The organism is Edaphobacter aggregans DSM 19364 (assembly GCF_000745965.1).
In the GTDB taxonomy this organism is placed as follows: Bacteria; Acidobacteriota; Terriglobia; order Terriglobales; family Acidobacteriaceae; genus Edaphobacter; species Edaphobacter aggregans.
The window spans coordinates 24,240-46,406 of record NZ_KN050792.1; the positions used below are offsets into that span (position 1 = coordinate 24,240).

Here is a 22,167-nt window from a genome sequence, read left to right on the forward strand (position 1 = left end):
GGTCGAGGCACTGTTCGCAGAACTGAAGAGTTACATCGGCTCCGGCGCCTGCGCCTGCGTCGGTTGAGTTCGTCCAGGAGCAGTGCTTCCTGGCGGCCACTGCCCAGAACATCAAGCGACTGATCCGGTTCCTGAGTGGGTCAACAACATCCTCGATACCTGCCACTGCTTAGGTGCGGGCAACCGCAGCACCGCCTCGCTCTCCTGTGGTCTCAACCCCAGAACACCCAAGCGCCGCCGACTTTTTCAACATCCACAGACCATCTCACCCGATGCGAGTTCAGGCCTGCCCCCCGACGAACGGCCAAGTCCTGGTTAGTCGGCGATCCAGAAGTAATCCGGCCAGCCATTATGTTGCCCTATCAGGGAGAAGCCAGGCATCGATCGCCTCAACGACAGCTATCACCTGCAAATTTGAGAGCTATTGGCGGGTAACGATGTCCCTGTACGACGTTGATGATTCGATTCGCAAAGCTGCCTGAGGGGGTCGTAACCCAGCCCTAAGCTGGGCGATACTGAATTGTGCACTTCGTTGACTTCCATTGCCATCTCGACCTTTATCCAGACTTTGCTGCCGCAGTGAGAGCAGCGGAAGCCGCGCAAGTCTATACGCTGGCGGTGACCACCACCCCGAGGTCTTGGCCCATGAACTACGAATTGACGCGAGACACGAAGTTCGTCCGTGCAGCGCTCGGCTTTCACCCGCAACTGGTTGCCGATTATCCGAATGATGTCGATCAGTGGGCCAGGTACGTCGATCAGACCCCCTTCATTGGTGAGGTCGGGGTGGATGCTGGACCGAGATATTACAAATCCATTGACGTCCAGAGAGACGTCTTTGAACATATCCTGAAACGTTGTGCACTGAGTGGACCGAAGATACTCTCTATCCATTCGGTAAGTGCGGTGAAGGTTGTCCTCGACTACTTAGAGCGCTTCCTCCCGATGGCTGAACATTCGGTAGTCCTCCATTGGTTTACCGGAAGTGCCTCCGAATTGAGGCGAGCCTCGGAACTCGGTTGCCACTTTTCGGTGAACGCTCAGATGATCTCGGGAGAACGCGGAAAAGCCTTGCTTAAACAGATGCCTCTAGAACGGCTGTTGACGGAGACGGATGGTCCATTCACAGAGTGTCTAGGCAGGCCTTCGAGCCCCGCTGACATTCATCAGACCGTGCATGAACTCGCCGCAAGTCTGGGTTTAAATTCAGAGCACTTAGGAAACCTCATACACCAAAATCTCACGAATCTTCTTGGGGGCATCACACCAAACGTGTAGAGTCGAGATCCGTGCAAAGGCACGGTTTTTCAGCGGGTGCGAATCCCGCCCGGCAGCTGTCGCTCCAGCCGGTAGCAATCGGAGCAGCCGCAGAGGTATCTGCACTTCGACAAACCTCGCCGCCTCGGACTCCCGCAGCCGCTTCTTCCACTGGTACAACTACCAGGCCCGCAAAACGCCACCACGCTCTGCCCACTCTGACTCTGTTCGGAAACCAAACCACGCCACTTGCTGATTGGCGGACTGTCCAGTGTGCTCAATGCACGATCCGTGAATGACTACCGTTTCCAGATCGCAGCACGCAGGGCAACGCTGCGGACAGGAGATTCATCTGGACCGGGCATCGAAGTGCCCGGAGTGGTTAAGTTGGGCAGGCCGTTTGATGGTAACGGAACACGCCATGAGAACCACTATGAAGGAAGTGACGATTACTCAATCCAGCGCGGCAATCATCTCTTCAAGACTGGGGCTTCGATCAATCGAATTCATGAACGCGCCGCAATTGGAGACGGCTTTGGCGGGCTGTATGTTTTCTCTTCCCTGCAAAAGCTAGTTGCTGGAGCACCGGATTATTTCGAGCAGGCCTTCGGGAATCAGGATACAAACTTTCCTGTGACACGATACGCACCATCAGGGCGCAACTGGTGTACTTCATCCTGCGTCCTTGTGCGATCAGTTCATGGGCCAGGGCACACAGTAAGTGGCTCTTGCCTGCGCCGGGATTGCCGAACAGAAGTAGATTTTCCTTGCGATCCAGGAAGCCTCCGTCCACCAGCGCCTTCAGTTGCCGTCCGGCTTTTACCGGGAGACGCTTCAGGTCGAAGTTCGCCATCGTCTTCTCCCGCGGCAGCCCCGACTCACGCAGCAGAGCGGCGATGCGGTTGTGCCGCCGGGATTCGCACTCCCGTTCGGATAACTCGAGAAGGTACTGTTCGTAACTGAGCGTCTCTTTCTCTGCATGCTGCGCGGCCTGCTCGAAGCAGTCACGCATCGCTGGCAGATGCAGTGTTTTCAGGTTCTCCAGCAACGCCGTTCTGATCTGTGGGGCCGCGCTCATTGCAGCACCTCCCGCGCACCGAACAACTGGTCGAAGAGGCGAAGATCCACTGCCGCCACCTGAACATCACGAACGACCGTGCTGTGCTCGGTCTCCAGCATCGCCTCGATCCCCTTGGCGCTGATCTGCGCATCACCGGTTTCCAGCATGGCACGCAACGCCGCGTCTACTCTGACCTCCCCATCCTTGGCGGCCAACTCCAGGATCCTCAGGTACTCCTTACTGCCATGCGATCGGCCCAACTGTTCCTGAAGAAGATCGAAGGCCATGCGGAACCGGCTGGTCGGGAACAGCTCGTCGCGATAGCGGTAGTGCTCGAAGGCACCAGGCTTGCGCACCAGCCAGTCGATGATGTGGCGGTAGTCCACGCGATGCTTCCGCCGCCCGCGCAAGCGCGGCATCTGCTCGACCTTCTTCTGCCCGTACCAGACCTCCACGTGGTCCATGTGCAGCCGCACCTCCACCTGCTCGCCGATCAACCGGCTCGGCACCGAGTACACGTTGCGATCCGCATAGATCAGGCTGCCCGAGTCCACCTTCACCCGCTCGCGCTTGGCCGATTCCATGCGCCGTTCCGGCAACTCCCGCATCACCGCCATCTCTTCGGCTAGCCGTTGTCTGCGCCCGGCGTTCAACCGCTCGAACATCGCATCCAGAAAACCCCGGTACTCGTCCACACTCCGAAAATCCAGACTGCCGCGTAGCATCAACTCTTGCGCCACCGCCCGCTTGAAGCGATGATGCCGCTGTTCCACATCGCCATTCTCGTTGCCATGTCCGGCCTGCGTCTTCTCGCTCTCCAGCCCGTAGTAGCGCATCAGACCCGTGTAGCGATCCGTGAACTCGGCGGGATTGCTCGTGTTGTTGACCGCTGTCGAAAGCCGGTCGGTGCGATGACGCTGCGGCACTCGGCCCAGCTTCCACAACGCGTTCTGCAGCCCTTCGCTCAGGCTCTCGAAGCTCTCCGAATAACACACCGTCCCGGCTTCCCAGTTCGAGTACGTCAGCACGAAGTGATAGATCAGGTGCGGATAACTCTGCCCCGCGATGGTCACGCCCAGCTCTTCCATGTGCGTGAAGTCCGACGCGCCCAGACGACCCGGCGGATGCTGCTGCACGAAAAACACCTCCCGCGCAGGACCATCCGTCGCACGCCACCCTTTCACCCGGCGCTGCAGCGTGCGCAACTGCCCGTCCTGAAATCGGCCGGGATACTGCCGCTGCAGGTACTCGAATACCGTCTTGGCCTCAAGGCCAGGGTTCGCTCGAAACAACTCCTGAACCTCGTCCCAAACATCGACGAACGGGTCAGGCCGCGTTCGCCCTCGCACCGCCAACGACAACTCGCTCGGCATCTTGCCCAGCCGACGGTACTTCCGCGCCGTCTTCGCATCCATCCCAGCCTTCGAAGCAGCTATCTCTCGGTTCTCCCCTGATGTCATCAACGCAAACAACCTCCGAACCTGCTTGTCTGTGACCAATCGCCCCCGCTCCAAAGAACCGGTTTCCGTTTGGCCTGATTGTCGTCGATCGGGAATTTTGTTTGTCGTTGGCCGGGAACTCTAATTGTCGCCCGTCACCCACCGGTTCGTGATGAGCGCGCTTTGGGATATCCCTATTGGCGATGCTGACGATGCGGGCGCAGCCGGTCCCAGCACGAACCCATTCATTCGCGCCTTCTCCAGTATTGAAGTTGCTCCGATCTTGAGCATTGATAGCGGGCGACCGGCGAACCCGCTGACGGGAGTTGACTCAAATCTCTCGCATGTCTATCCGTTTACGGCGCGTCCACTAGCTCTCTCGCGCAACAGCTTGAGGACCCCTGCACCTGTCAGAAGCATATGCTCACCTTCCTGATGGTCTTTAGCCCTGTCCTGATCGTCATGGAAGCGACCTCCGCTATACGACCGCGTTGTGGGTAATTGAAAGGGCAGTATCTCGATTACGCGTGGAGGCACAAGTAACCCACGCTGGAAACCGAACTGTAACCGCCGAGGGTCGGATCGTTGGCCCGGATGGTAAGGTCTACGCCACCGGAACCACATCGTGCCTCGTGCTGAAGATGGAGCAATGAAGGAGACCTACCGCAAAGCGGGGCTGCTCGTCGGCCTCACGGAAAGGGGGTCTGGGGATCAATGGAACAGTGAACCGACTTAAGGGATCACACACCAAACGTCTAAATGGTACGGTAAGCTCCCGTCGAAGGGATTCAGGGCAGCTCTCGCATCTATAGTGGTTCAAAATGAGACTTCTGCGGTAGGACTGCTTCCAAGGTAATTTGGAACGATAAAGTCTCAAATTCTCGACGAGAATTAAGGAGCATTTTGCACTGATACGGTTCTGCGGCGCAAGGTGTTCGCAGCGTTTATTGAAGGTCCAGAGAAACGGTCGTTTTATCGACCTGACTTCTTAAAATTCTACAGCTTTTCGAGATCGGGGAACACCTATGCCTGTCGACTTTCTGACGCCTGTGCAGAGGCAGCGTTTTATGGCCGTTACCCTGACTCATTGTCTGCCGACGAGGTGGCGCGCGTGAATTTTGTCCGAAGCAGTCAAGTACTTCGAGTGAACTGAAGGTCCAATCGGGAGAGCTCTATGAAACAGACAAGTGAAATTGTTGAATCGGTGGTGCAGTACGCATCGGTGTGGAAGTTGCTGGTCAACGAACTTCCCAACGCCGATCTCGCAGACAGACCTGGATTATCCATAAGTTGGGCAGACAACCCTTTCCTTTCTGGAATGCTGTCTTCCTTACCGAGCAACTCGCGGATCCGGACCTATTGGAGACTCGCCTGAAAGAGGCCGCTGCCTACGTGCGGAAGAAGCGTCATTCAGGACTTATCTACGTCTGCGAAGATTACTTAAGCGGGACCGCTAAGGAAAACCTCCCGGCGATTCTAGAACAGGAACGGCTTGAGGCCGCCATTCCTATTACCGGCATGGCGGGCAATGTCCTTCCCCTACAAACGTTATCGCGTCCACCCCTACGCATAGAGAGAGTGATCGACGAGGCGATGTTGCAGAAGTATGCAAACATCAACTGCGAAGCATACGGATTTCTCTTGGAATGGGGCCAAACCGCCCTGCGTGGATCGAATCTCTGGAAAGAGGCTTATACCTTCCTCGGTTACGAGAACGGCAGAGCCGTCTCTACCGCTTCAGCCATCGTCAATGAGGAATATCTTTATCTGGCCCTGGTTGCGACGAGGCCGGACGCACGCAACAAAGGATATGCCGAGGCTGTCGTGCGGCACGCCCTGCAGACAGCCCACGAAGCGACGGGGCTAAAGAGAACAATTCTGCACGCGACAGGTGCCGGATTTCCTGTGTACAAGCGCGTCGGATATCACCCAACCGCCAGGCTTATGACCTACAAGCCGTCGGAGAATTCCTAAAGTGGCGAATTGAACGGCACGGGTCGGGCTGGGCAGCTTCAATTTAGATTTGGATAGGCGAGCGTGATAGACGATTGGAAAGGGGGTCTAATCACGCAGCCAGAATCGCTAATGCCCGGCTGCGAAGGCGCGTGCAACAGAATGAGCTAATAACTGCACCACGCAATAAGCTAAGGATCGCACAGCCCCAACTTTCTTTGTACGGCTCGGCGGTTCCAGTCGTGGAGCCGCCCTGTTGCCGCGTTTGATTCGTCATCGCTGGAAACCCCGCGCCGCGACTTCATGCCCCAGGGAGTCTGTTATGGCGATCGGACAATCAAGCAGTGTTCACCCTTCTTCCGATCACCGCATCGAAGAGGGTAACTTCGAGCCGGCGACCACCGCTCTCGCACTCTCTCCACGGGACCGACACTAGACGGCCGCACCTGCCAGGCCTTTGATCACCTCCTGCGCTTTTCCGGAGTCGAACCACCACGGCGCGTAGTCCGGTGGATTGTTGAATCCATTTGCGATGCGGCTCGCCAGCGGCGGAAACTGGCTAGCGGCTCCCATCAACTTGAGAATTTGCGGCGCCGGAGGAATCAGCAGCGAATTCGTCCAGCTCACTACCCATTGCGCGTAATCCCAGAAGGTGTCGAATGTTTCCTGCATCCATGGTCCGTCGAATGGTTTGTCGCCGTGCTCCAGGATTCTCTTCAAATAGATCGTGGCTGCCTTCGCCGCAGTATTCGAGCCCTGCCCCGTGATCGGGTCGTTGGTCGCCACTACGTCGCCCATTCCCAGGGCCAGGCAACCCCCGGAAAGCTTGCTCACTGGCTTGCGAACCGTCGGCGCAAATCTTCCCACCAGAGTCCCGTTGTCATCCGTCACTTCCACGTTCTTGCAACGCTCCGCCTCCAGCGGTATGAAATTCTCCAGGATCCATTTGCTCTTGGTCAGGTGTTCCTGCGGCGTCTTCACTTCGTTCCAGCAATCCATCGGCCCGCCCGGGACTCCCTCGAATACCATGATTTCGCACGCGCCGGTCGTGGTCAGTGCGGGGAAGACAAAATATTCGCCCACGCCCGGAACCAGATTGAAAGACACCGCCGTGAAGGGCGCCCGCGGCTCCATCTTCTTCACATACGTCAGCGCCAGCGCCCGCATCGGCTTGTCATACGGAGACTTTTCCGCGTCCCGTTCGAACATCCGGTTGACGTCGCCCCTCCCTGCGGCCACGATCACCAGGTCATGCGTCTTGCTGTACTCGTCAACGTCCGCAGGCGCTGCATCTTTAATCACCAGATCTCCGCCACGTTTGGCAAATTCGTTCATCCAGCCGGCAAACTTCACCCGCTGATCGACCGACTGCCCGTGGTGATCGAGTTTCGCCTCCCAGAACAGCGCTTTGATTTTGTCCTGACCAGGAATGGTAAACGCGAGTCCTTCCGTTAGCGGGCATTCCCTTTCCCAAAAATTGATGCCCAGGTCGCGCTCATTCTGGAGAGAATCGTGGAACATGAACTGGCTCGACGTCACTCGTCCGTTGAAGATCTGCTGCGCCGTGCGATCGCTGACGATTGTGACTTCATAGTTGTTCTTCAGCAGCCCTAACGCCAGTTGCAATCCCGCTTGACCGCCACCCACTATGGCAATTTTTCTCATCGCGTTGTCTCCCGCTTTCCCTGACTCGTAACGCCTGCCGGCTGCCCACTACCAAACGAACCCGCGTGTTATCTTTCACCACCGGCAACGCAACCTCGGGTCTTTTTGTCCAAGCTTCCAAGAACTGTGTATTGCCTGCAAAGACCCACTGCTCCTACCAGCCGAGCACTCGAACGGCAGGTGGAATGCAGCGAACTTGACGGTCCAATGCACTCCACCTGGCTCTGCTCTGTTATGGCTTACTGGTCGCTTCCTTGGGTCAGTTCCGTCGGGACTGCCGTCAGATAACCGAACAGACCAGCGGTCTCCCCGTTGGGGCCAGCGGTGAAGTAGATTTGCGCTGCAGGTGAAGCGTCGGGATCGACACTGCTGGGGCTGACATTCCCCGGCTTAAGCGACCAGATGCCTTGGATGGCGAGTGGCTTGCCGGTCGCATCCTGGAGCAGTCCGTCGAATTTGCCTGTCGCCAGATTGTAGGCAGCAATGACGCCGGCGGACTCGGTGCTTCCGGCGTTCGCAAATTGTCCGACCAACAGGTGATGGCTGAACCGCCCAAAGTCGAGCGGAGCCAGAGCCACACCCCACGGGACATTCAGCCAGGAGCCGTGTTCGAGGCGCTGCACAAGCTGGCCACTGGAGTTGAAGATATCCACATAGCCGAGGCCAGGGCCGGCGGACGGGCGTTGTCCGGGGGGAGCCAGCACATAGGTCACGACAATGTCATTGCCAACGGCCGCCACGTTGAAGGGCACGTAATCGGGAGGTAGTTGAGGGTCTTCAAATGACTGCCCCCCGGGTAAAAAATGATCACTATCGAAGTTGCCGTGGTCGGGGTTGTTGTTGTCTAGCTTTACAAGATGAAAGGCGTTGTCGTAAACATCCACGCGGCCTTTGCTGGAATTGGCGAGGTACAGGTAACGCTTACCATCGATCAAGGCACTGGTCAGGCCCGTGAAGACCGAGCCGTCGGTGGTCTTGACCACGGTTATAGCGTGGGTGGAAGGAGGCGTTGCTCCATTCGCCAAGCCAACATTGGGGTTCCATGCGGCGATCGTCCCGTCGAGCGTGACAAAGATGAAGACGGCTGGCCCTCCCGGCAGCATAAAGTCGGTTGTGCTGCCGTTGGAGATGATGCCTGTGGGGGAACCGTTCGGCGTCTTCTTGTTATTCGGATCTGCGGGTGGAATAGTGACAACCAAGGATTGTTTCGTTCCTGGGCCGTTGTATAGGGTAGCGACTCCAGTCACATTGTCTGCAGCCCACCATACGCTGCCGGAGGTACGCGTCAGACCCCACGAATTGACCAACTGCGGGTCGGTAGCCTCCGCAGCTCCTGACGTGTTGGCCTGAAGGTTGGTTTGGGTATAGTGCTGCCCAAACGAAACTGCTCCCAAAGAGAGAGCCATGGTACTACTTAGGGCAATACGCCGAAACATATTCATCATGTAACCTCCTACTTGTTGTGAGTCATCACTGTTCTCGTGCCCTCTTCGATTGACACATTGCCAGACTGAGAGGCCGAAGAGTAACTGCGAATAGGGACTGAGTTCGGTTCTCGCGGTTTGCATCACCGCGAATTCCGTAAGTAAGAACACTCGACTCGCACGATTATTCCTAGATTGATTTGGAGCTGACTATTTGTGTAGCAGCTGGCTCCGTTCGTGAAGCTTCTGTCGCAGTATGGCTTTCGGGATCATCTGGGTCTCGTACTGGGTGACGAGCGCGGGCGATAGGTGTCGATTCATTGCATATTCGGCTACCTCGTCATCCTTGGTTCGACAGAGGAGGACTCCGATGCTGGGGCCATACCCTCTTTGATCGAAAGAAGCTCTTGAAGGAACTGGACGGCGCGGTTCTCTCGCGGCTGCCTCATCGGAACCTACGAACGAGTTTGAGGCTCTACAAGAGGAGAAGACACGAAACGGAATTTAAAGCACGTTAAGGACCGCGCGGCGAACCTGGCCGACGCCACCCGCCAAGGTAACCCAACTAACACTGCGTGTCAGATGCAATCAACGTCACGCCACACTAGGGGTCACTACACCAACCATCACAAATCGTGTGTTAACGTTCCTAGAGGCTGTTAATGACTTCAGTTGAGCATTTTGAAGATTCTGCTGAGCATGAGGCACGCGAAGGCGAAGTATGGAAAGGCGGCGAGGGTTTGCGAGAGGCGTTCGTAGTCTCGAGCCAACCTGCGGAATCGCGCGGCCCAGGCGAAGCTTCTCTCGACGACCCATCGGCGCGGCAGCAGGACGAAGCCGCGTTTGGCCTCTGTGTGCTTGACCACTTCCAGTTGAATGCCGTGCCGGGCGGCCGCGCTGTCAGCGGCTTCTCCGGTGTAGCCCTGGTCGACGTAGGCAAGTTCCACGTGGTCTCCGGTCATCTGCTGCACCGCTTCGGCGAGCTTCTCTACCTGGGCGCGGTCCTGCTCGTTGGCGGCGGTGACATGCAAGGCGAGCAGGTTGCCCAGGGTGTCCACCGCAGCGTGCACCTTGGCTCCTTTGCGCCGCTTGGCGCCATCGTATCCGGCCCGCGCACCCGACTCCGGCGTGGACTGCAGCGTCCGGCTGTCCACCACCATCGCCGTGGGCTGCGGCTTGCGCTCGGCAAACTCGCGCAATAGAGAGCGCAGGTCCTCCACCATGATCTCGAAGCATCCCGCACCGATCCAGCGCCGCGTCTGCTGGTACACCACCGGCCACGGCGGAAGATCGTTCGGCATCATCCGCCAGTGCGCCCCCGTCTTCACCAGCCAGCGCAGAGCGTTGAACACCGCACGCAAACGGTGCGACCGCTGCGCAGCATCCTCCCGACACAACGCCAGATAGGGCGCCACAAACGCCCACTCCTCATCGCTCACATCGCTCGGATAACCAACCTGACCCTTATTCCCCATCCAAACTATGCTGCGCGATGACAACAACACAATCACCGCTTTCCTACAGATGGGAATTAAAGTTATTAACCGCCTCTAGACGGCATGGGTCGGTAGCTCAATCCTTCCGGGCGGCGCTCATCGTTTCTCTCCTCCGATTCCCTGCATACAATTCATCTTCCACGCTTCCCAGCCCGGCGCTTTTTGACCGGAACATACCGATATAGCGTATCCCGGCTGATGCCGAACTCACGAGCAAGCGCAGCCTTCGAGTCGCCATCAGCAACTCGCCGTCGCAACTCGGCCGCCCGCGCCGGTGTCAGAGACGGCTTCCTGCCGCGGTACTTCCCTTCCCGCCTTGCGATCGCAATTCCCTCGCGCTGACGCTCGCGGATCAGCTCCCTCTCGAACTGAGCATTATGCAAAGTTCGGGATTATGCGAAGCCACAGCCGTGGAGTGGCGCTGTGGCCTGCATATCAGTGACGTTTCGCTTCGCATAATACCGGATCGGTGAGCGAAGCGATCAGCGCTTCCGGTGTCTTGAACCGGCCGCACCGTAGCATTTAGAGCCCGTCGAAGCTTCCAGAGTCCTAGCGGATACTTAACCTCATTTATCTTCGGGAGGTTAACTATGCTGGAAGCACACCTACATTCACCTGTAACTCGACGACGGCTCCGTGAGGGTCTCGCCGCAGATCACATCGACGCCTTCGCCAACTGGCTCAACCTGAGTGGATATCGTCCCGTCTCCGTAGAGGGCTTGCTGCGTTCTCTGGCCGCTTGGACAGACTGGATGCTCGCCAACGGGTTCAGTGCACGTGACTTTCTTCGCGGCCTTGAAGCGTGCAAGTTGGCGGTTCATAAGTCGCCGCGCGTTCGTCACCAGCGCGGACCCAACCACCATTCGATCACGGCTGCCGCACTGTTCATCCGCTTCCTCCAACAGCAGGGTGAGCTACCTCTCCCTCCGGCCTCATGCGCTGGCGAACTATGGCCCCTATTGGGAGACTTCCGTTTGTGGATGCATCAGCATCGTGGAGTGACTAAGTCGACGCTCGACACCTATCAAGGCATTCTTGTAGGACTTCGAGAGGCTCTTGGCGATGACGTCGGCGCTTATTCCGCAGAGGCTCTGCGCAACTTTGTATTGGAACGCGCACGCCCTCACGGTATGCACCGTGCCAGAACCATCGCCGTCGCAGTCCGCTCCTTTGTCTGCTTTCTTGGCGTGACAGGGAGGTGCCTTCCGGGTAGGGAGCATGCCATTCCCGGCTTTGCCCCCTGGCAACTCTCATCAACCCCCGGTTTCTGACCGCAGATGAAGTTGAGCGGGTGATTGGATCTTGCACCGGTTACGCTTTTGAACTCCGCGATAGGGCAGTTCTGCTGCTCTTGTCCCGACTCGGGTTGCGCGCCAGCGAGGTCGCTCAACTCAAGCTTCTCGATATCGATTGGCAAAACGGAAGCATGATTGTGTGCGGGAAGGGGCGCCGCCAGGAGTCACTGCCACTGCCGCAGGAGGTCGGCAACGCGATCCTGCTTTATCTGAAGCGAGGCAGGCCATCCTTGAAGGTGCCCGCAGTCTTTGCATCGGTTCTGGCTCCATTTCGCCCATTGACCCGTGCGGCTGTCACCCAGATCGTCCGGAGTGCGCTGTCCCGGGCCGGGATCAACGCGCCCATCAACGGTGCTCATGTGCTGCGGCACTCCGCCGCCACGAGCATGCTCCGCCAGGGTGCGCCTATGGCCGGGATCGGTGCTGTTCTGCGGCATCGATCTCCTATCACGACGGCTCAGTATGCCAAGGTGGATTTTGGACTGCTGTCAGAGATCGCGCAACCTTGGCCGGAGGTGCCCTCATGCTAATTGCAGATGTAGAACGCTACCTGTCGCTTCGCCAGACACTGGGTTATAAACTTCGCGATGCATCGCGCAACCTTCGTTCGTTCGCCAGGGTTGCCGCTGACAGTGGAGATACACACATCCTTGCTTCGACCGCACTTGACTGGTGTCGCGCTGTACTTAACCCGTAGACCCAGATTCGTGTGTTTTCAGCAGCTTGTATGCTGCACTTAACCCGTAGACGCTGCACATAATTTGTAGACTACTGCCCTAAACCTGTAGACATTATTGCGGCGATTTTCCTGCACTTAACTTGTAGACTGCCTTGATCTTTGATCTTTGAGTTATTCGGATCGCGGAGTGTCCCCTGCACGAACTGTCACAACTGAAAAAAATTGGGCTGGCCTCGTCACTGTGTAGTCAATCACTTGCCAGTGGCGGACTGAACCGCCGTTGTCGGTTCTCAGAACTCCCGAATCGTCTAGGTTGTCTACAAGATCAGTGCAGTTCGGGGGCATCCAAATCTACAGGCTAAGCGCAGCAAATCGCGCTTATCTACAAGTTAAGTACAGCGCGACAGCAGTATTGACATATAGCTGAATGCGAGAGCGACGAGAGCCGTTGCTGGCGCGCCCGCACGATGGAGTGAATGTTTCGCGAAGTTCCGCCATCGTGAGATTGCGGAAAGGCTTGGCTGTGCTTCATCCCTCTGGACCACCACCCTATAAGGGTCATTGGTTCGGGAATAAACAGATCCATAGAGGTGTTTTGTTGACAATGCAAGCGAAAAATACGCCATCGCATTCTTCGTTGCAAATCCATTGAGCTCCAATGAGGTTTACTGTGATTCCCCATATCGGCCCCGAAATAGCCGAAGCCCTGAGATCAAGACAGAGCTCTCCCGAACCTGCACCTCCGGTTCTCTCAAAATATTCCGGGGCATGTCAGAACACAAGCGAACCCACTTCATTTCCTCACGTGCTATCCAGCGTGCGTCATTCCAACGCACTAGTCGCCATTATGGAACTGGTCACACGATGGCTCTTGTGAGCTGTTCAAGCGCGTACGTGAGTCTGATTTATGAAATGGGAGTTTCCAGCCAAGCAAATCAATTTGGCTCGATTGCCGCATCCAGAACCGGAGAAGTGTCTGGAATAAACGACCGGTATCCTTGTTATTCCATGCGAGCACCTACATCGCGATGTGCGGATGCTCGGTGCGCATAGTTATCCACGATGCAATCACGGACGAATGCATTGTCCATGATTGAAATTATCTTTGCTCAAACCGAATGCAGAGGACCGTTATCCGATAGATCCCCGAGTTCAAAGATGGTCTTTATCTTTGACCAAGACACCTTTCGCCAGATGTCTTCATACCACTGGTTCGCATCAGAACCACACTTGAAAATAGAAGAGGTGTCTTTGTTTATGTCCGCCATTTTTTCCCCAGAGGTTGCACGCACTAAATCTGTGAATGCGATCAGGCTTCGCGATCTGGACACGTTTGAGGAGTTCTTCTGGCTCCTTGAGCAAAGTGCTCCCCTGTTTCACGCCGTTGTCGCTGAAGTGAACGGTGCGACAACTATTGAGCAATGGAAGGACGCGCTCAATGCCATACAGATTCGGTACCCTCTTCTGTCTGCGTCGATACGGAAGACCCCCGGCCAACGTCCTTTTTTTGAGAAGGTGCAGGGAGTTTCAATGCCCTTGCGAATCACTCCTCTGACGGATTCCCTGGTGTTGGAAGAGGAGATGGAAAAAGAACTCCAGCAACCTTTTGGAGACGGAAGCGGTCCACTTACGCGGGCAACTCTCTTTCATGCTCCTGATCATTGTGTCGTTATGTTTGCGACACACCACAGCAGCCTGGACGGAAAATCGCATCTGCTTCTCGTACAGGATTTGCTGGCTTCTGTTGCAGGAGAAGATTTGGGGAAGCCGCTTGAGGTGCAGCCCGGTCTCGGCCAACTGCTTGGATCGCCAACACCTGCTGAGTATGGAAAGAAGTTGGAGGGAAAATCGGTTGCTCCGGAAGACGGGGTCCCCGTTGAGATGCCTCAAGTTAGCGCACAGCGCCTGCAGCTGAGTGTGGAAGAGAGCGAGGCCTTGCTGAAGCGTGCCAGGGAAGAAGGAACTACCGTGCATGCCGCACTGGTTGCTGCGCTCACCCTGGCAGGAAAGCGTTACTCGGAAAAGTGGAATGTGGGGCCGGTACGCTGCGTCTCGCCGATCGATATGCGAAAGACGCTAAACATTCCAGATGCAGTAGGCATGTTGGTCTCATTACATCATGGGTCCGTTCTAACTCCAGATGGGGCGCTGTTCTGGGACATTGCGAGAACAGTACGGGAAGATATGTTGCCTGCTCAGAGCGCCGAGGGAGCTCGCCATCTTTTGGGTGCGCAGTCGTCTATGATTTCAGACGAACTTAGCGCACGAGATCTATACTGGTCCGTTTTGAATGGGCCCCTGGTACATGAGTTGATGGTGACGAACTATGCCGGGTATAAAGTGCGCACAGAATACGGAGATCTTAAAATCGACAACCTGTTTACAGGTAGTCCATCCATCATACCGGCTCTGCAGAAAGTGTCAGTGCTTACTGTGAATGGAAGACTTGGAATGACTCTGGTGGCCCGTGACATGTTTCCGACTTTGCTGGAAGATGCACGCGAGATCCTAGCTCGTGCCTGAGGGTGCGGGACAGTTCAGAATTTCCATGGCGTTTTGATCGCCTTTGCCAGCTGCACAGAACTGGGCTTTGTAGGCTGACCATTGCGAAAGTGTTAGGTTGACGCAACAATTGAGCGCAACTCGAATTGCTGGCGCTTTGGGCGTTGTCCGACGATATGGAGACGCTACCTGGCTGTGCGCAGCGACCAGCTGTATGCAGGCGCGCCGATCTGACGTTCCAGGAGCACTACACAAGCATCGCCGGCTTCGCCGATCAAGTCTTTGGACTCTGTCTCACCTCTTCAAGACAAGACAATCCCGATTGCGGCATTTTCTGCTGGGCTGCCGAGCCAATAGTTGTATTTGGCAGCTACGCGCATGAAATGTTTAAGTTCATCAAGCGTTGGGGGCGACAGAGGGGCTCGTGCGGTGACGGGTCTTCCGATCTCCTCAAAGAACCTCCCGAGTTGGGGAGTGGTTGTTATCAATTGCACAGCTGGCTCGCTCGACGTGTTTCGCCATGCGTGTTTTGCGTTGCTCGGAACCACGCCGGAGCAGACCAAACGGACGCGACTGGCATCGAGTATTTCGACGGATTATACGGCTATGCACTGGTCCTGTCCCGCAACCATGCGGAAGCAGAAGATTTGGTGCAAGGGACATACCTTCGGGCCGTGCAGGCAATGGGACGGCTCCGAGCGGACAGTAACATGAAGGGTTGGCTCTTCACGATTCTGCGGAATGTCTGGCTTAACCAGTTGAAGTGACAGCGAAATCGCCCCAGATCGTCGAGATTGATGTAGGCGACGCGGTTGCGGATAGCATCGTAGAACTCTCCAAAGACTCTCATGATATCTATGTGATCAAGGTTTAGACAGAGCAGGTGCGGACTGCCATCCAGGAGCTACCCGTGAAGTTTCGCGAGATCATTTCGCTGCGAGAATATGAAGAGCTATCGTATCAGCAGATTGCGAGCGTCCTGGACTGTCCTATCGGAACCGTCATGTCGGGGTTGGGGAGAGCACGCGCAAAGCTTCGTACGCTGTTTCAGTACTTGTTTACTGTCGGAACAATCAATTTGGACAAGCTCACCTTATGATCGATTTATTTATCAGCCGATAATACTCTATAAGATTTTTTTGCCGAAGGCTGAGCAAGTGAGTTGCACGGCGAGTTCGGCGGTGCGATTACGTTCGTCGAGGATTGGGTTTACCTCGACGAGTTCGAAGCTGAGCATACCGCCGTGGTCTGCAAGAATCTCCATTGCGAGATGGGCTTCGCGATAGGTGGCTCCGCCTCGTACGGGAGTGCCGACGCCGGGGGCGTCTTCGGGGTCAACCCAGTCCATATCCATCGATACGTGATAACCGGCTGTGCCAGTGGAGGCTGCGAGGGTGGCCCTCTCCATTACAACGCGGAGACCGAGTTCGTCGATATCACGCATTGTGTAGATGTTGGAGATGCCGACGCGACGGATATTCTCTTTTTCGGTCTCGTCTATATCGCGGATGCCAACGAGGACGGTGTGCTCGGGGCGTAGCTTCGGTGACCATCCAAGAAGGTCGCTCAGAGGAGCGGGACCCATGCCAAGCAGTGCGGCGACGGGCATACCGTGGACGTTGCCGGAGGGCGACGTCTCGGGTGTGTTGATGTCGGAGTGTGCGTCGAGCCAAATCAGACCGATGGATTCGTCCTTTGCGCGGAAGAAGTTTGCCACGCCGGCGACGGTACCTGCTGCGACCGAGTGATCTCCGCCTAGGACGATGGGCGTTGCGCCGTGTGCAAGCGCGCGTTGCACGAACTCTGAGGTTTGTTCCGCACTCAGTGCGATCTCTTTCAGAAAGTGCGCATGGTCGTCGCCGCGGTGCATAGTTTCGGCGACGGTGAGGGGAACATTGCCGCCGTCGGTGACGGTGTGACCGAGGGCTTCGAGTTTTGCTATGAGACCTGCAACGCGTAGGGCGGATGGGCCCATGTCAACCCCGCGACGTTGTTGTCCCAGGTCAAGCGGCACACCGATGATCTCGATCTGCCGCGTTGCAATACACATTGTGTTCACATACACCTCATATTGTTCTGCTGTAAAAACACTTGAGGCGGCCGTCTATTCCGTTTCCAGCGCAATTGGCAGGCCTGGCCAAGTTACAGCCAAGATCCTGCTTGTGGATGATTAAACTCGTCGGTGCGAGCGTTTTTGCATTTAAGACTAGGTAATCCGATAGGATCGAGATGGCTAAGATGTAATTCCGTAACCGGCTTTTAGCCTGAGTCTGTCCTTCATTTCCCTGACCACTTAACAGGAAGCTGCACCCATTGTGATTTTCAAATCCAAGAGGTATGAGTTACAGAGCGCATTATTAGGAAGACAACGGAGTGGTACCTGAACCATACCCCCAACATCCTCGTCGATGAAGCACAGGACCTGAATCCTGTTCCGCTCGGCGTCCTGAAACGGATGGACTGTCCTGTCGTATATGTCGGAGACCCCTATCAACAGATCTATGAATGGCGGGGAGCGGTGAACGCGATGGCCCAGGTGGCGACACCTCACTATGTTCTCCTTTCCCAGTCGTACCGGTTCGGCCCGGCAATTGCCACCGCTGCAACTGCAATTCTTCGCTCACTCGGAGCGAAGCAACCGGTGCGAGGATTGGAAGCGATACAGTCCCATCTTGCTCTGGTCCATCCTCAGGTCATTTTGTCCCGCACCAATGCCGGCGTCATAGGGAATGTTCTGAAATGCCTTTCCCGCAGGATACCCTGTCATGTTCTTGGCGGAACCAGTGGCCTGGAGATGTTGTTGACCGATGTCCGTCGCGTCAAGCAGGGACAAGCGGGACAATCGCCTGAATTGCTGGGCTTTGCTACCTGGAAGGACGTTATGTCGTTCAGCACCCGCACGGAGGGGGAATACCTCCGTGGTCTGGTCAACCTCGTCCAGGAGTATGGGAAGAAACGATGCTCAGGGCGATCGCCGGTTGTGTTCCCAACGAGGGGGATGCCCGGATCATCTGCTCAACGACACACAAAGCGAAAGGCAGAGAGTGGGGGTACGTCGAAATCGATCCCGATTTCCTCTCCACGCGTCCACCATCGACACGTTCTGATCACCAGGAATGCATCGCGGCGGAGCTGCGACTCCTCTATGTTGCCGTGGACGCGCGCAAAGTATGCAGTCGACCTACCACAGAGCCTACTCAGGCGTTTCGGACTGAACCGAACGACGAGCGAGGTCGTCGGCGCTTCATCTGTGGCCGAGGCCATCGTCGACAACGCTCCCACTTCGGAAGATCCACGCCTGGCCGGTGTAGTGTCTCCGTGGTACTTCGAGTCCGGTACTCCATGCTAATCTTCAATGCGGCGGTAGATATTCAAGACCGACTCATAATTCCATGCGGTATCGGCCACCTCATCCGCGAACAAATCCCAGTCATGTTTGTGACCGTGCGACCAAACCATTAAGTTGATGCTGGAACCGCCTCCCAGCACCTTGCCCATCGGGAGAGGCATGGAGCGTCCGTTGAGGTGCAGGTTATAACTTCCCGAAAAGCCCCAGTTGCGCTCGCTCCCAAGGTTCAGAGGCCATTGATTCGCTTCCATGACGCTGGGCACATCGTCGCTTCCACCCGCCTCAAGCAGCAGCACGCTGACAGCCGGGTTCTCAGCCAGCCGACGCGCAACCACCGAGCCGGAAGAACCTGACCCGCAGACGATGAAGTCGTAATGGATTTCAGAGCCGTGGCGCGGCTCTTTTGGCCGACGCCTGCTCGCTCAACAGAATCAGATGCGTCAGCAATGCGCTCACGATCTGCGCTTGCACTAAGAGCTGTCGTGGTTGTCGATTTCATTCAACAAATCTCCTATCTATGGAGCATTAACATGTCGACGCTTCCTTTATTCCTATTTCCCACGTAAGAGGATGTTTGTTCAAAGACTCTCTGCGGAGAGGCAGGATCAACGACGAATGATGAGCTGGCTCCCAAGAAGGTTCAATTACTCTGCAACGGAATAATGATCTTACCCGGTAGTTCACCCTTCTCCATTTCCGAAAGCGCACTGGGAGCATCGCTAAAGGGAAGAACTTTTGTGACAGGAGTTCTGATCTTTCCTATCTTCACAAAATCGATTAGAACTGAGGTGACGGCACTAAACTCTTGCGGAGGCAAAAAGCCCGAAAGAAGACCGACAACGGAATAATCCTTGAGGACTATGTCTAGCGGATTGAGCTTGACCCAAGAGCCACTTGCGTAGCCTATAAGTCCAAACCGTCTATGTCGTGCGATACATTGCGTAGCCTGATTGCCGAGAGTTCCGCCTACAGGATCGAAAACTACATCTACTCCACTGCCTCGTGTCAAATCCCTAACTTTAGGAGCAATGTCACTACCCCGATAACTGAGCACGTCTTCAGCGCCCATCGTTCTGCAGAACTCTAGTTTTGCGTCGCTGCTAGAAACGGCAATTACCCTTGCGCCCAAAGCCTTACCACGTTGAATGGCAGTAGATCCCGAACTGCCAGATGCCCCAAGGACGAGAAGTGTTTCTCCCTTTCTTAAAAGAGTCCGCCGCACGAGCGCAACGTAGGCGTTAGTAAATGAAACAACAAACCCAGCTGCTTCAACGTCCGACATTCCCGGAGGGACAAGAACAGCTCTGCCAGCCTCAGCAATGCAATACTCAGCAAGTCCGCCCCATCCCTCCAGGAAGGACGTTATCGTCATGACCCGATCGCCGACCTTGAAAGGAGCGGCACCGTCACCTCCTGCAGTGATCTCCCCGACAACCTCAATACCTGGTGAAAGAGGCGGTGCAGGAATGATTGGATGTTCGCCTTTGATCATCAAGAGATCTGGCAATGACAAGCCTGCCGCTTTGACTTTTATAGCGATGTGACTTGGCGACGGGGCGGGCAAGGCAACCTCCTGGATGCTTAATACCTTCTTCGGGCTTCCAAAGTGTTCTAACCGCCACTGCTTCATTTTCAACCCTTCCTCATTGCATCCAAATTAAGTTGCCTAGAGAGAGGACACATAACACCCGCTTTATTCCCTATCGAAGGAAGATTGGGACAGCGGTAGGACGCTTTACCAAATGGAAGTGATTATCAGCGCCGTGAATCAGTCGCTGGTAGCAATGAACGAAGCTTTGCACGTGCCCTTCCTAAGCGTGACATAACCGTCCCGATAGGGCAGCCCAAGACGATCGCTATCTCCTGATACGAGAGATCTTCATATTCTCGCAACAGGATAACTTCGCGAAATTGTAGTGGCAGCTCCTGGATCGCCGCTCGCACCTGCTCTACCTCGATCTTGCTGACATAAAGATCATGAGGGCCTTTGGATGGCTCGATGAGGCTGCTTGCAACATCATCGCCGAACTCCGTCTGAATCATTTGAGGACCATGTCGTCGCCTTCTTACTTGGTTAAGCCAGACATTCCTCAGGATGGTCAAGAGCCAGCCCTTTATATTGCTGTCCGCTGCCAGCCTCTCCATCGCCTGCATGGCGCGAACGTAGGTTTCCTGTACTAAATCGGCTGCTTCCGCCTGATTGCGAGTCAAGACCAGTGCGTAGCTGTACAACACGTCGAGATACTCGACACCAACGGCGTTCGCTTGATCTGTTCCGTCGTGGTTCCATGACATATTTATTCACTCTTTAAGAAGCAACACACCCTGGGATCTATTCCCGCGCTGGGGGAATTTTTCGTTAGTGTCATACGGTAGCCGATGGCTGAAGTTGAGATCACAAGAACATCCGCAAAAGGAGTAGCGGTCCGCAGCGCGTGGCAGAGCGCATCCTTACTTTCCTGATGGTCTTCGGTCCGGGCCCGATTGTGATGAAGGAAGACAACGATACGTGCGACGGCGATGGATAGGAATCTCTCCGATGAACCATAGATAGATCATGAGCAGGCCATTCCATCGTTTATTTCACAGAGGTTGACGCCGGATTATTGCGCGGGTGGTTGTCAATTGTGGTAAGCGTCTCGGGCTGCATGATATTGGTGTAGAGCCGGCCGTGGAGATGGTCGATCTCGTGTTGCAGAATCCGCGCATACCAAGCCGCCGCTTCGATTACCCTCTGTTCCCCATGCTCGTCGAGGCAGGTCACTCGAACGAAGCGCGACCTCGCTACCATTGCCATCAGTCGCGGGATGCTGAGACGGCCTTCATAGAAGGACACATCCGGAGGTGTGAGCAGATCTATTTTGCGGATTGATGATTGCATGGAGGTCGACGGGCACTCGCTGGCGCTCGCTCAATTGTTCGGCTGTGAGGCCCTTCTGATATTCGGCCTTATCTTCAATCACTGCGATCTGAAACGATTCTCCAATCTGCGGGGCGGCCAGGCCTATACCTGGAGCATCCCGCATGGTGTCTCGCATGTACTCAATCAAGCCCTGGATGTCTTTGCTGCGGATCTCGTCCGCAGATAACGAACGCGCAACCTTGCGCAGAACAGGATTGCCAACTTCGCAAATCTTGAGAATCACTGCTAACCGTCCTCTCGCTATGACCCCCGTGCTGAACTCGCGCTACCTTTAGTTCGAAAACGTAGCCGCGAAACAACGGCGGAGGTTATTCCCTCGTGCCATTCAACAATAGAGTCATCGGAATTCGGAAGTAAGCCCATCTTCCGATTGTGATGGACTCATATACCCTGCGAAAACAGTCACGTTTTGACCGTCAACGGCTCGTCGGTTCAGAAGCTTCGCGGCGAAGATGGGACCGATGACCGTTGCCTTCTTCACAAGATGGTGCGCACCAAGTAACAGGTGTCTCACTTTGCTTTCTAAGAAGTAGCACAGCTTGATCGATAACGACTCTAACCAGCCAGCAGCGGAAGGCACCTTCATTTTCGAGCCGCGGAACGTTATCGGCAGCTGTCCGCAAGCAGTTCTGCACGGCATCCTCGGCCTCTTCATGATTACCGAGCACGCGGTACGCGACCAGAGAAAGAGCGCGACGGTATCGCGAAAACATGATATCCAACGCTTCAAGCTTCTCTTGCGAAGTGCTTATGGTCTTATCTTCACTCCGCGATTGTAAGTCCAAAATAGCATTCATTCCGATTCACTCCTTACTGCAAAGATTGTGTGATTCTTGTGTAACAGTGCCACGTCAAACCCGCCCGCCTCATGACCGCCCGGCACAAACGCGAGCAACAAACGCAATGAGAAGTCAGGCAAAAAATATGTTGTGGCCAAAAAGCATTTCTATACTTTTCTGATGGTCTTCGGTCCGGGCCTGATTGTGATGAAGCCAGACAACGATGCGGGTGCGGTCTCCACCTACGGGTAGGCGGTGACCGGCGTGGCCTGCAGTTTGGCTGGTTGTAGTGCTTTTGCCCATCTGTTAATTCCTTCAGGAGATGGTTGCTCGGCTGGGCATTGTC

At 55.6% G+C, this 22,167-nt stretch carries 23 protein-coding genes and 1 pseudogene; 9 read left to right on the forward strand and 15 right to left on the reverse strand.

The features are described 5' to 3' along the window. Positions 1 to 522 precede the first annotated feature (522 nt). The gene (gene qatD, locus Q363_RS35070; RefSeq protein ID WP_211256497.1) at positions 523 to 1,278 is read left to right on the forward strand and encodes a Qat anti-phage system TatD family nuclease QatD; all 756 of its coding nucleotides are present in this window, start codon (positions 523 to 525) and stop codon (positions 1,276 to 1,278) included. A 475-nt stretch (positions 1,279 to 1,753) separates the two neighbouring features. Here qatD and Q363_RS35075 read toward each other — a convergent pair whose 3' ends face one another. After that, positions 1,754 to 2,305: an ATP-binding protein gene (locus Q363_RS35075; protein ID WP_169747255.1), complete on the reverse strand. Its 552-nt coding sequence runs from the start codon at positions 2,303 to 2,305 to the stop codon at positions 1,754 to 1,756. A 26-nt stretch (positions 2,306 to 2,331) separates the two neighbouring features. Further along, entirely contained in the window at positions 2,332 to 3,777 is a 1,446-nt protein-coding gene (istA, locus tag Q363_RS35080; protein WP_051979796.1) for an IS21 family transposase, read from the reverse strand. A 1,153-nt stretch (positions 3,778 to 4,930) separates the two neighbouring features. On the opposite strand from istA, the gene Q363_RS41870 reads away from it, so the two are divergent. After that, the gene (locus tag Q363_RS41870; protein ID WP_157468293.1) at positions 4,931 to 5,131 is read left to right on the forward strand and encodes a hypothetical protein; all 201 of its coding nucleotides are present in this window, start codon (positions 4,931 to 4,933) and stop codon (positions 5,129 to 5,131) included. Beyond that, positions 5,116 to 5,730, forward strand: a complete 615-nt coding sequence (locus Q363_RS35085; protein ID WP_157468296.1) for a GNAT family N-acetyltransferase — start codon at positions 5,116 to 5,118, stop codon at positions 5,728 to 5,730. The genes Q363_RS41870 and Q363_RS35085 overlap by 16 nt, the downstream gene beginning before the upstream one ends. A 411-nt stretch (positions 5,731 to 6,141) precedes the next feature. Here Q363_RS35085 and Q363_RS35090 read toward each other — a convergent pair whose 3' ends face one another. The 5 genes from Q363_RS35090 to Q363_RS39890 form a co-directional block, all read right to left on the reverse strand. After that, positions 6,142 to 7,248, reverse strand: a complete 1,107-nt coding sequence (locus Q363_RS35090; protein WP_211256498.1) for a styrene monooxygenase/indole monooxygenase family protein — start codon at positions 7,246 to 7,248, stop codon at positions 6,142 to 6,144. Between the two features lie 365 nt (positions 7,249 to 7,613). Further along, positions 7,614 to 8,819: a TIGR03118 family protein gene (locus tag Q363_RS35095; RefSeq protein WP_245632678.1), complete on the reverse strand. Its 1,206-nt coding sequence runs from the start codon at positions 8,817 to 8,819 to the stop codon at positions 7,614 to 7,616. A gap of 189 nt (positions 8,820 to 9,008) precedes the next feature. Next, on the reverse strand, positions 9,009 to 9,302 hold the full coding sequence (locus tag Q363_RS47530) for a PDDEXK nuclease domain-containing protein (RefSeq protein WP_084081068.1): 294 nt from the start codon (positions 9,300 to 9,302) through the stop codon (positions 9,009 to 9,011). Between the two features lie 164 nt (positions 9,303 to 9,466). After that, on the reverse strand, positions 9,467 to 10,273 hold the full coding sequence (locus Q363_RS35100) for an IS5 family transposase (RefSeq protein WP_035359811.1): 807 nt from the start codon (positions 10,271 to 10,273) through the stop codon (positions 9,467 to 9,469). Positions 10,274 to 10,425: 152 nt separating this feature from the next. Continuing rightward, positions 10,426 to 10,677, reverse strand: a complete 252-nt coding sequence (locus Q363_RS39890) for a helix-turn-helix domain-containing protein (protein ID WP_157468299.1) — start codon at positions 10,675 to 10,677, stop codon at positions 10,426 to 10,428. Positions 10,678 to 10,884: 207 nt separating this feature from the next. On the opposite strand from Q363_RS39890, the gene Q363_RS43565 reads away from it, so the two are divergent. The 5 genes from Q363_RS43565 to Q363_RS46010 all read left to right on the forward strand — a co-directional run bounded on the left by Q363_RS43565 (position 10,885) and on the right by Q363_RS46010 (position 15,869). Continuing rightward, the gene (locus Q363_RS43565) at positions 10,885 to 11,565 is read left to right on the forward strand and encodes a hypothetical protein (RefSeq protein ID WP_211256499.1); all 681 of its coding nucleotides are present in this window, start codon (positions 10,885 to 10,887) and stop codon (positions 11,563 to 11,565) included. Positions 11,566 to 11,585: 20 nt separating this feature from the next. Then, positions 11,586 to 12,119 (forward strand): tyrosine-type recombinase/integrase, encoded by a 534-nt coding sequence (locus Q363_RS41875; RefSeq protein ID WP_051979791.1) that lies wholly within the window; start codon positions 11,586 to 11,588, stop codon positions 12,117 to 12,119. Between the two features lie 1,307 nt (positions 12,120 to 13,426). Further along, entirely contained in the window at positions 13,427 to 14,791 is a 1,365-nt protein-coding gene (locus Q363_RS35110) for a condensation domain-containing protein (RefSeq protein ID WP_035359813.1), read from the forward strand. Positions 14,792 to 15,153: 362 nt separating this feature from the next. Next, positions 15,154 to 15,537, forward strand: a complete 384-nt coding sequence (locus tag Q363_RS46005; protein WP_342667490.1) for an RNA polymerase sigma factor — start codon at positions 15,154 to 15,156, stop codon at positions 15,535 to 15,537. 143 nt (positions 15,538 to 15,680) lie between these two features. Next, positions 15,681 to 15,869, forward strand: coding sequence for a sigma factor-like helix-turn-helix DNA-binding protein (locus tag Q363_RS46010; protein WP_342667489.1), 189 nt, complete (start codon positions 15,681 to 15,683; stop codon positions 15,867 to 15,869). Between the two features lie 27 nt (positions 15,870 to 15,896). On the opposite strand, the gene rocF is transcribed toward Q363_RS46010, so the two are convergent. Then, complete coding sequence (rocF, locus tag Q363_RS35120) at positions 15,897 to 16,820, reverse strand: arginase (protein ID WP_035359815.1); 924 nt, start codon at positions 16,818 to 16,820, stop codon at positions 15,897 to 15,899. A 330-nt stretch (positions 16,821 to 17,150) separates the two neighbouring features. Here rocF and Q363_RS47425 point away from each other — a divergent pair. Continuing rightward, a pseudogene (locus Q363_RS47425) lies at positions 17,151 to 17,288 on the forward strand (UvrD-helicase domain-containing protein); the annotation flags it as partial. 102 nt (positions 17,289 to 17,390) lie between these two features. On the opposite strand, the gene Q363_RS45225 reads toward Q363_RS47425, so the two are convergent. The 7 genes from Q363_RS45225 to Q363_RS47430 all read right to left on the reverse strand — a co-directional run bounded on the left by Q363_RS45225 (position 17,391) and on the right by Q363_RS47430 (position 21,839). Continuing rightward, on the reverse strand, positions 17,391 to 17,603 hold the full coding sequence (locus tag Q363_RS45225) for a hypothetical protein (RefSeq protein WP_035359817.1): 213 nt from the start codon (positions 17,601 to 17,603) through the stop codon (positions 17,391 to 17,393). A gap of 512 nt (positions 17,604 to 18,115) precedes the next feature. Continuing rightward, complete coding sequence (locus Q363_RS35140) at positions 18,116 to 18,499, reverse strand: GMC family oxidoreductase N-terminal domain-containing protein (protein ID WP_084081071.1); 384 nt, start codon at positions 18,497 to 18,499, stop codon at positions 18,116 to 18,118. 260 nt (positions 18,500 to 18,759) lie between these two features. Next, on the reverse strand, positions 18,760 to 19,749 hold the full coding sequence (locus Q363_RS35145) for an NADPH:quinone oxidoreductase family protein (protein WP_035359823.1): 990 nt from the start codon (positions 19,747 to 19,749) through the stop codon (positions 18,760 to 18,762). 125 nt (positions 19,750 to 19,874) lie between these two features. Then, complete coding sequence (locus tag Q363_RS35150; RefSeq protein WP_035359825.1) at positions 19,875 to 20,414, reverse strand: sigma-70 family RNA polymerase sigma factor; 540 nt, start codon at positions 20,412 to 20,414, stop codon at positions 19,875 to 19,877. A 283-nt stretch (positions 20,415 to 20,697) separates the two neighbouring features. Continuing rightward, a complete protein-coding gene (locus tag Q363_RS45810; protein ID WP_281176134.1) occupies positions 20,698 to 20,916 on the reverse strand; it encodes a peptide deformylase in 219 nt (72 codons plus the stop codon). Between the two features lie 25 nt (positions 20,917 to 20,941). Then, on the reverse strand, positions 20,942 to 21,265 hold the full coding sequence (locus Q363_RS45815; protein WP_281176135.1) for a peptide deformylase: 324 nt from the start codon (positions 21,263 to 21,265) through the stop codon (positions 20,942 to 20,944). A 193-nt stretch (positions 21,266 to 21,458) separates the two neighbouring features. Continuing rightward, positions 21,459 to 21,839 (reverse strand): RNA polymerase sigma factor, encoded by a 381-nt coding sequence (locus Q363_RS47430; protein WP_084081072.1) that lies wholly within the window; start codon positions 21,837 to 21,839, stop codon positions 21,459 to 21,461. Between the last annotated feature and the right edge of the window lie 328 nt (positions 21,840 to 22,167).

Coding starts and splice junctions, on each gene's coding strand:
- Q363_RS43565 (WP_211256499.1), top strand. CDS start 10,885: ATGCTGGAAGCACACCTACATTCACCTGTAACTCGACGACGGCTCCGT.
- Q363_RS46005 (WP_342667490.1), top strand. CDS start 15,154: ATGTTTAAGTTCATCAAGCGTTGGGGGCGACAGAGGGGCTCGTGCGGT.
- Q363_RS35145 (WP_035359823.1), bottom strand. CDS start 19,749: ATGAAGCAGTGGCGGTTAGAACACTTTGGAAGCCCGAAGAAGGTATTA.
- Q363_RS45810 (WP_281176134.1), bottom strand. CDS start 20,916: ATGGCAATGGTAGCGAGGTCGCGCTTCGTTCGAGTGACCTGCCTCGAC.
- Q363_RS35110 (WP_035359813.1), top strand. CDS start 13,427: ATGGTCTTTATCTTTGACCAAGACACCTTTCGCCAGATGTCTTCATAC.
- Q363_RS35095 (WP_245632678.1), bottom strand. CDS start 8,819: ATGATGAATATGTTTCGGCGTATTGCCCTAAGTAGTACCATGGCTCTC.
- Q363_RS35100 (WP_035359811.1), bottom strand. CDS start 10,273: ATGGGGAATAAGGGTCAGGTTGGTTATCCGAGCGATGTGAGCGATGAG.
- Q363_RS47430 (WP_084081072.1), bottom strand. CDS start 21,839: ATGAATGCTATTTTGGACTTACAATCGCGGAGTGAAGATAAGACCATA.
- Q363_RS35150 (WP_035359825.1), bottom strand. CDS start 20,414: ATGTCATGGAACCACGACGGAACAGATCAAGCGAACGCCGTTGGTGTC.
- Q363_RS41870 (WP_157468293.1), top strand. CDS start 4,931: ATGAAACAGACAAGTGAAATTGTTGAATCGGTGGTGCAGTACGCATCG.
- istA (WP_051979796.1), bottom strand. CDS start 3,777: ATGACATCAGGGGAGAACCGAGAGATAGCTGCTTCGAAGGCTGGGATG.
- rocF (WP_035359815.1), bottom strand. CDS start 16,820: ATGTGTATTGCAACGCGGCAGATCGAGATCATCGGTGTGCCGCTTGAC.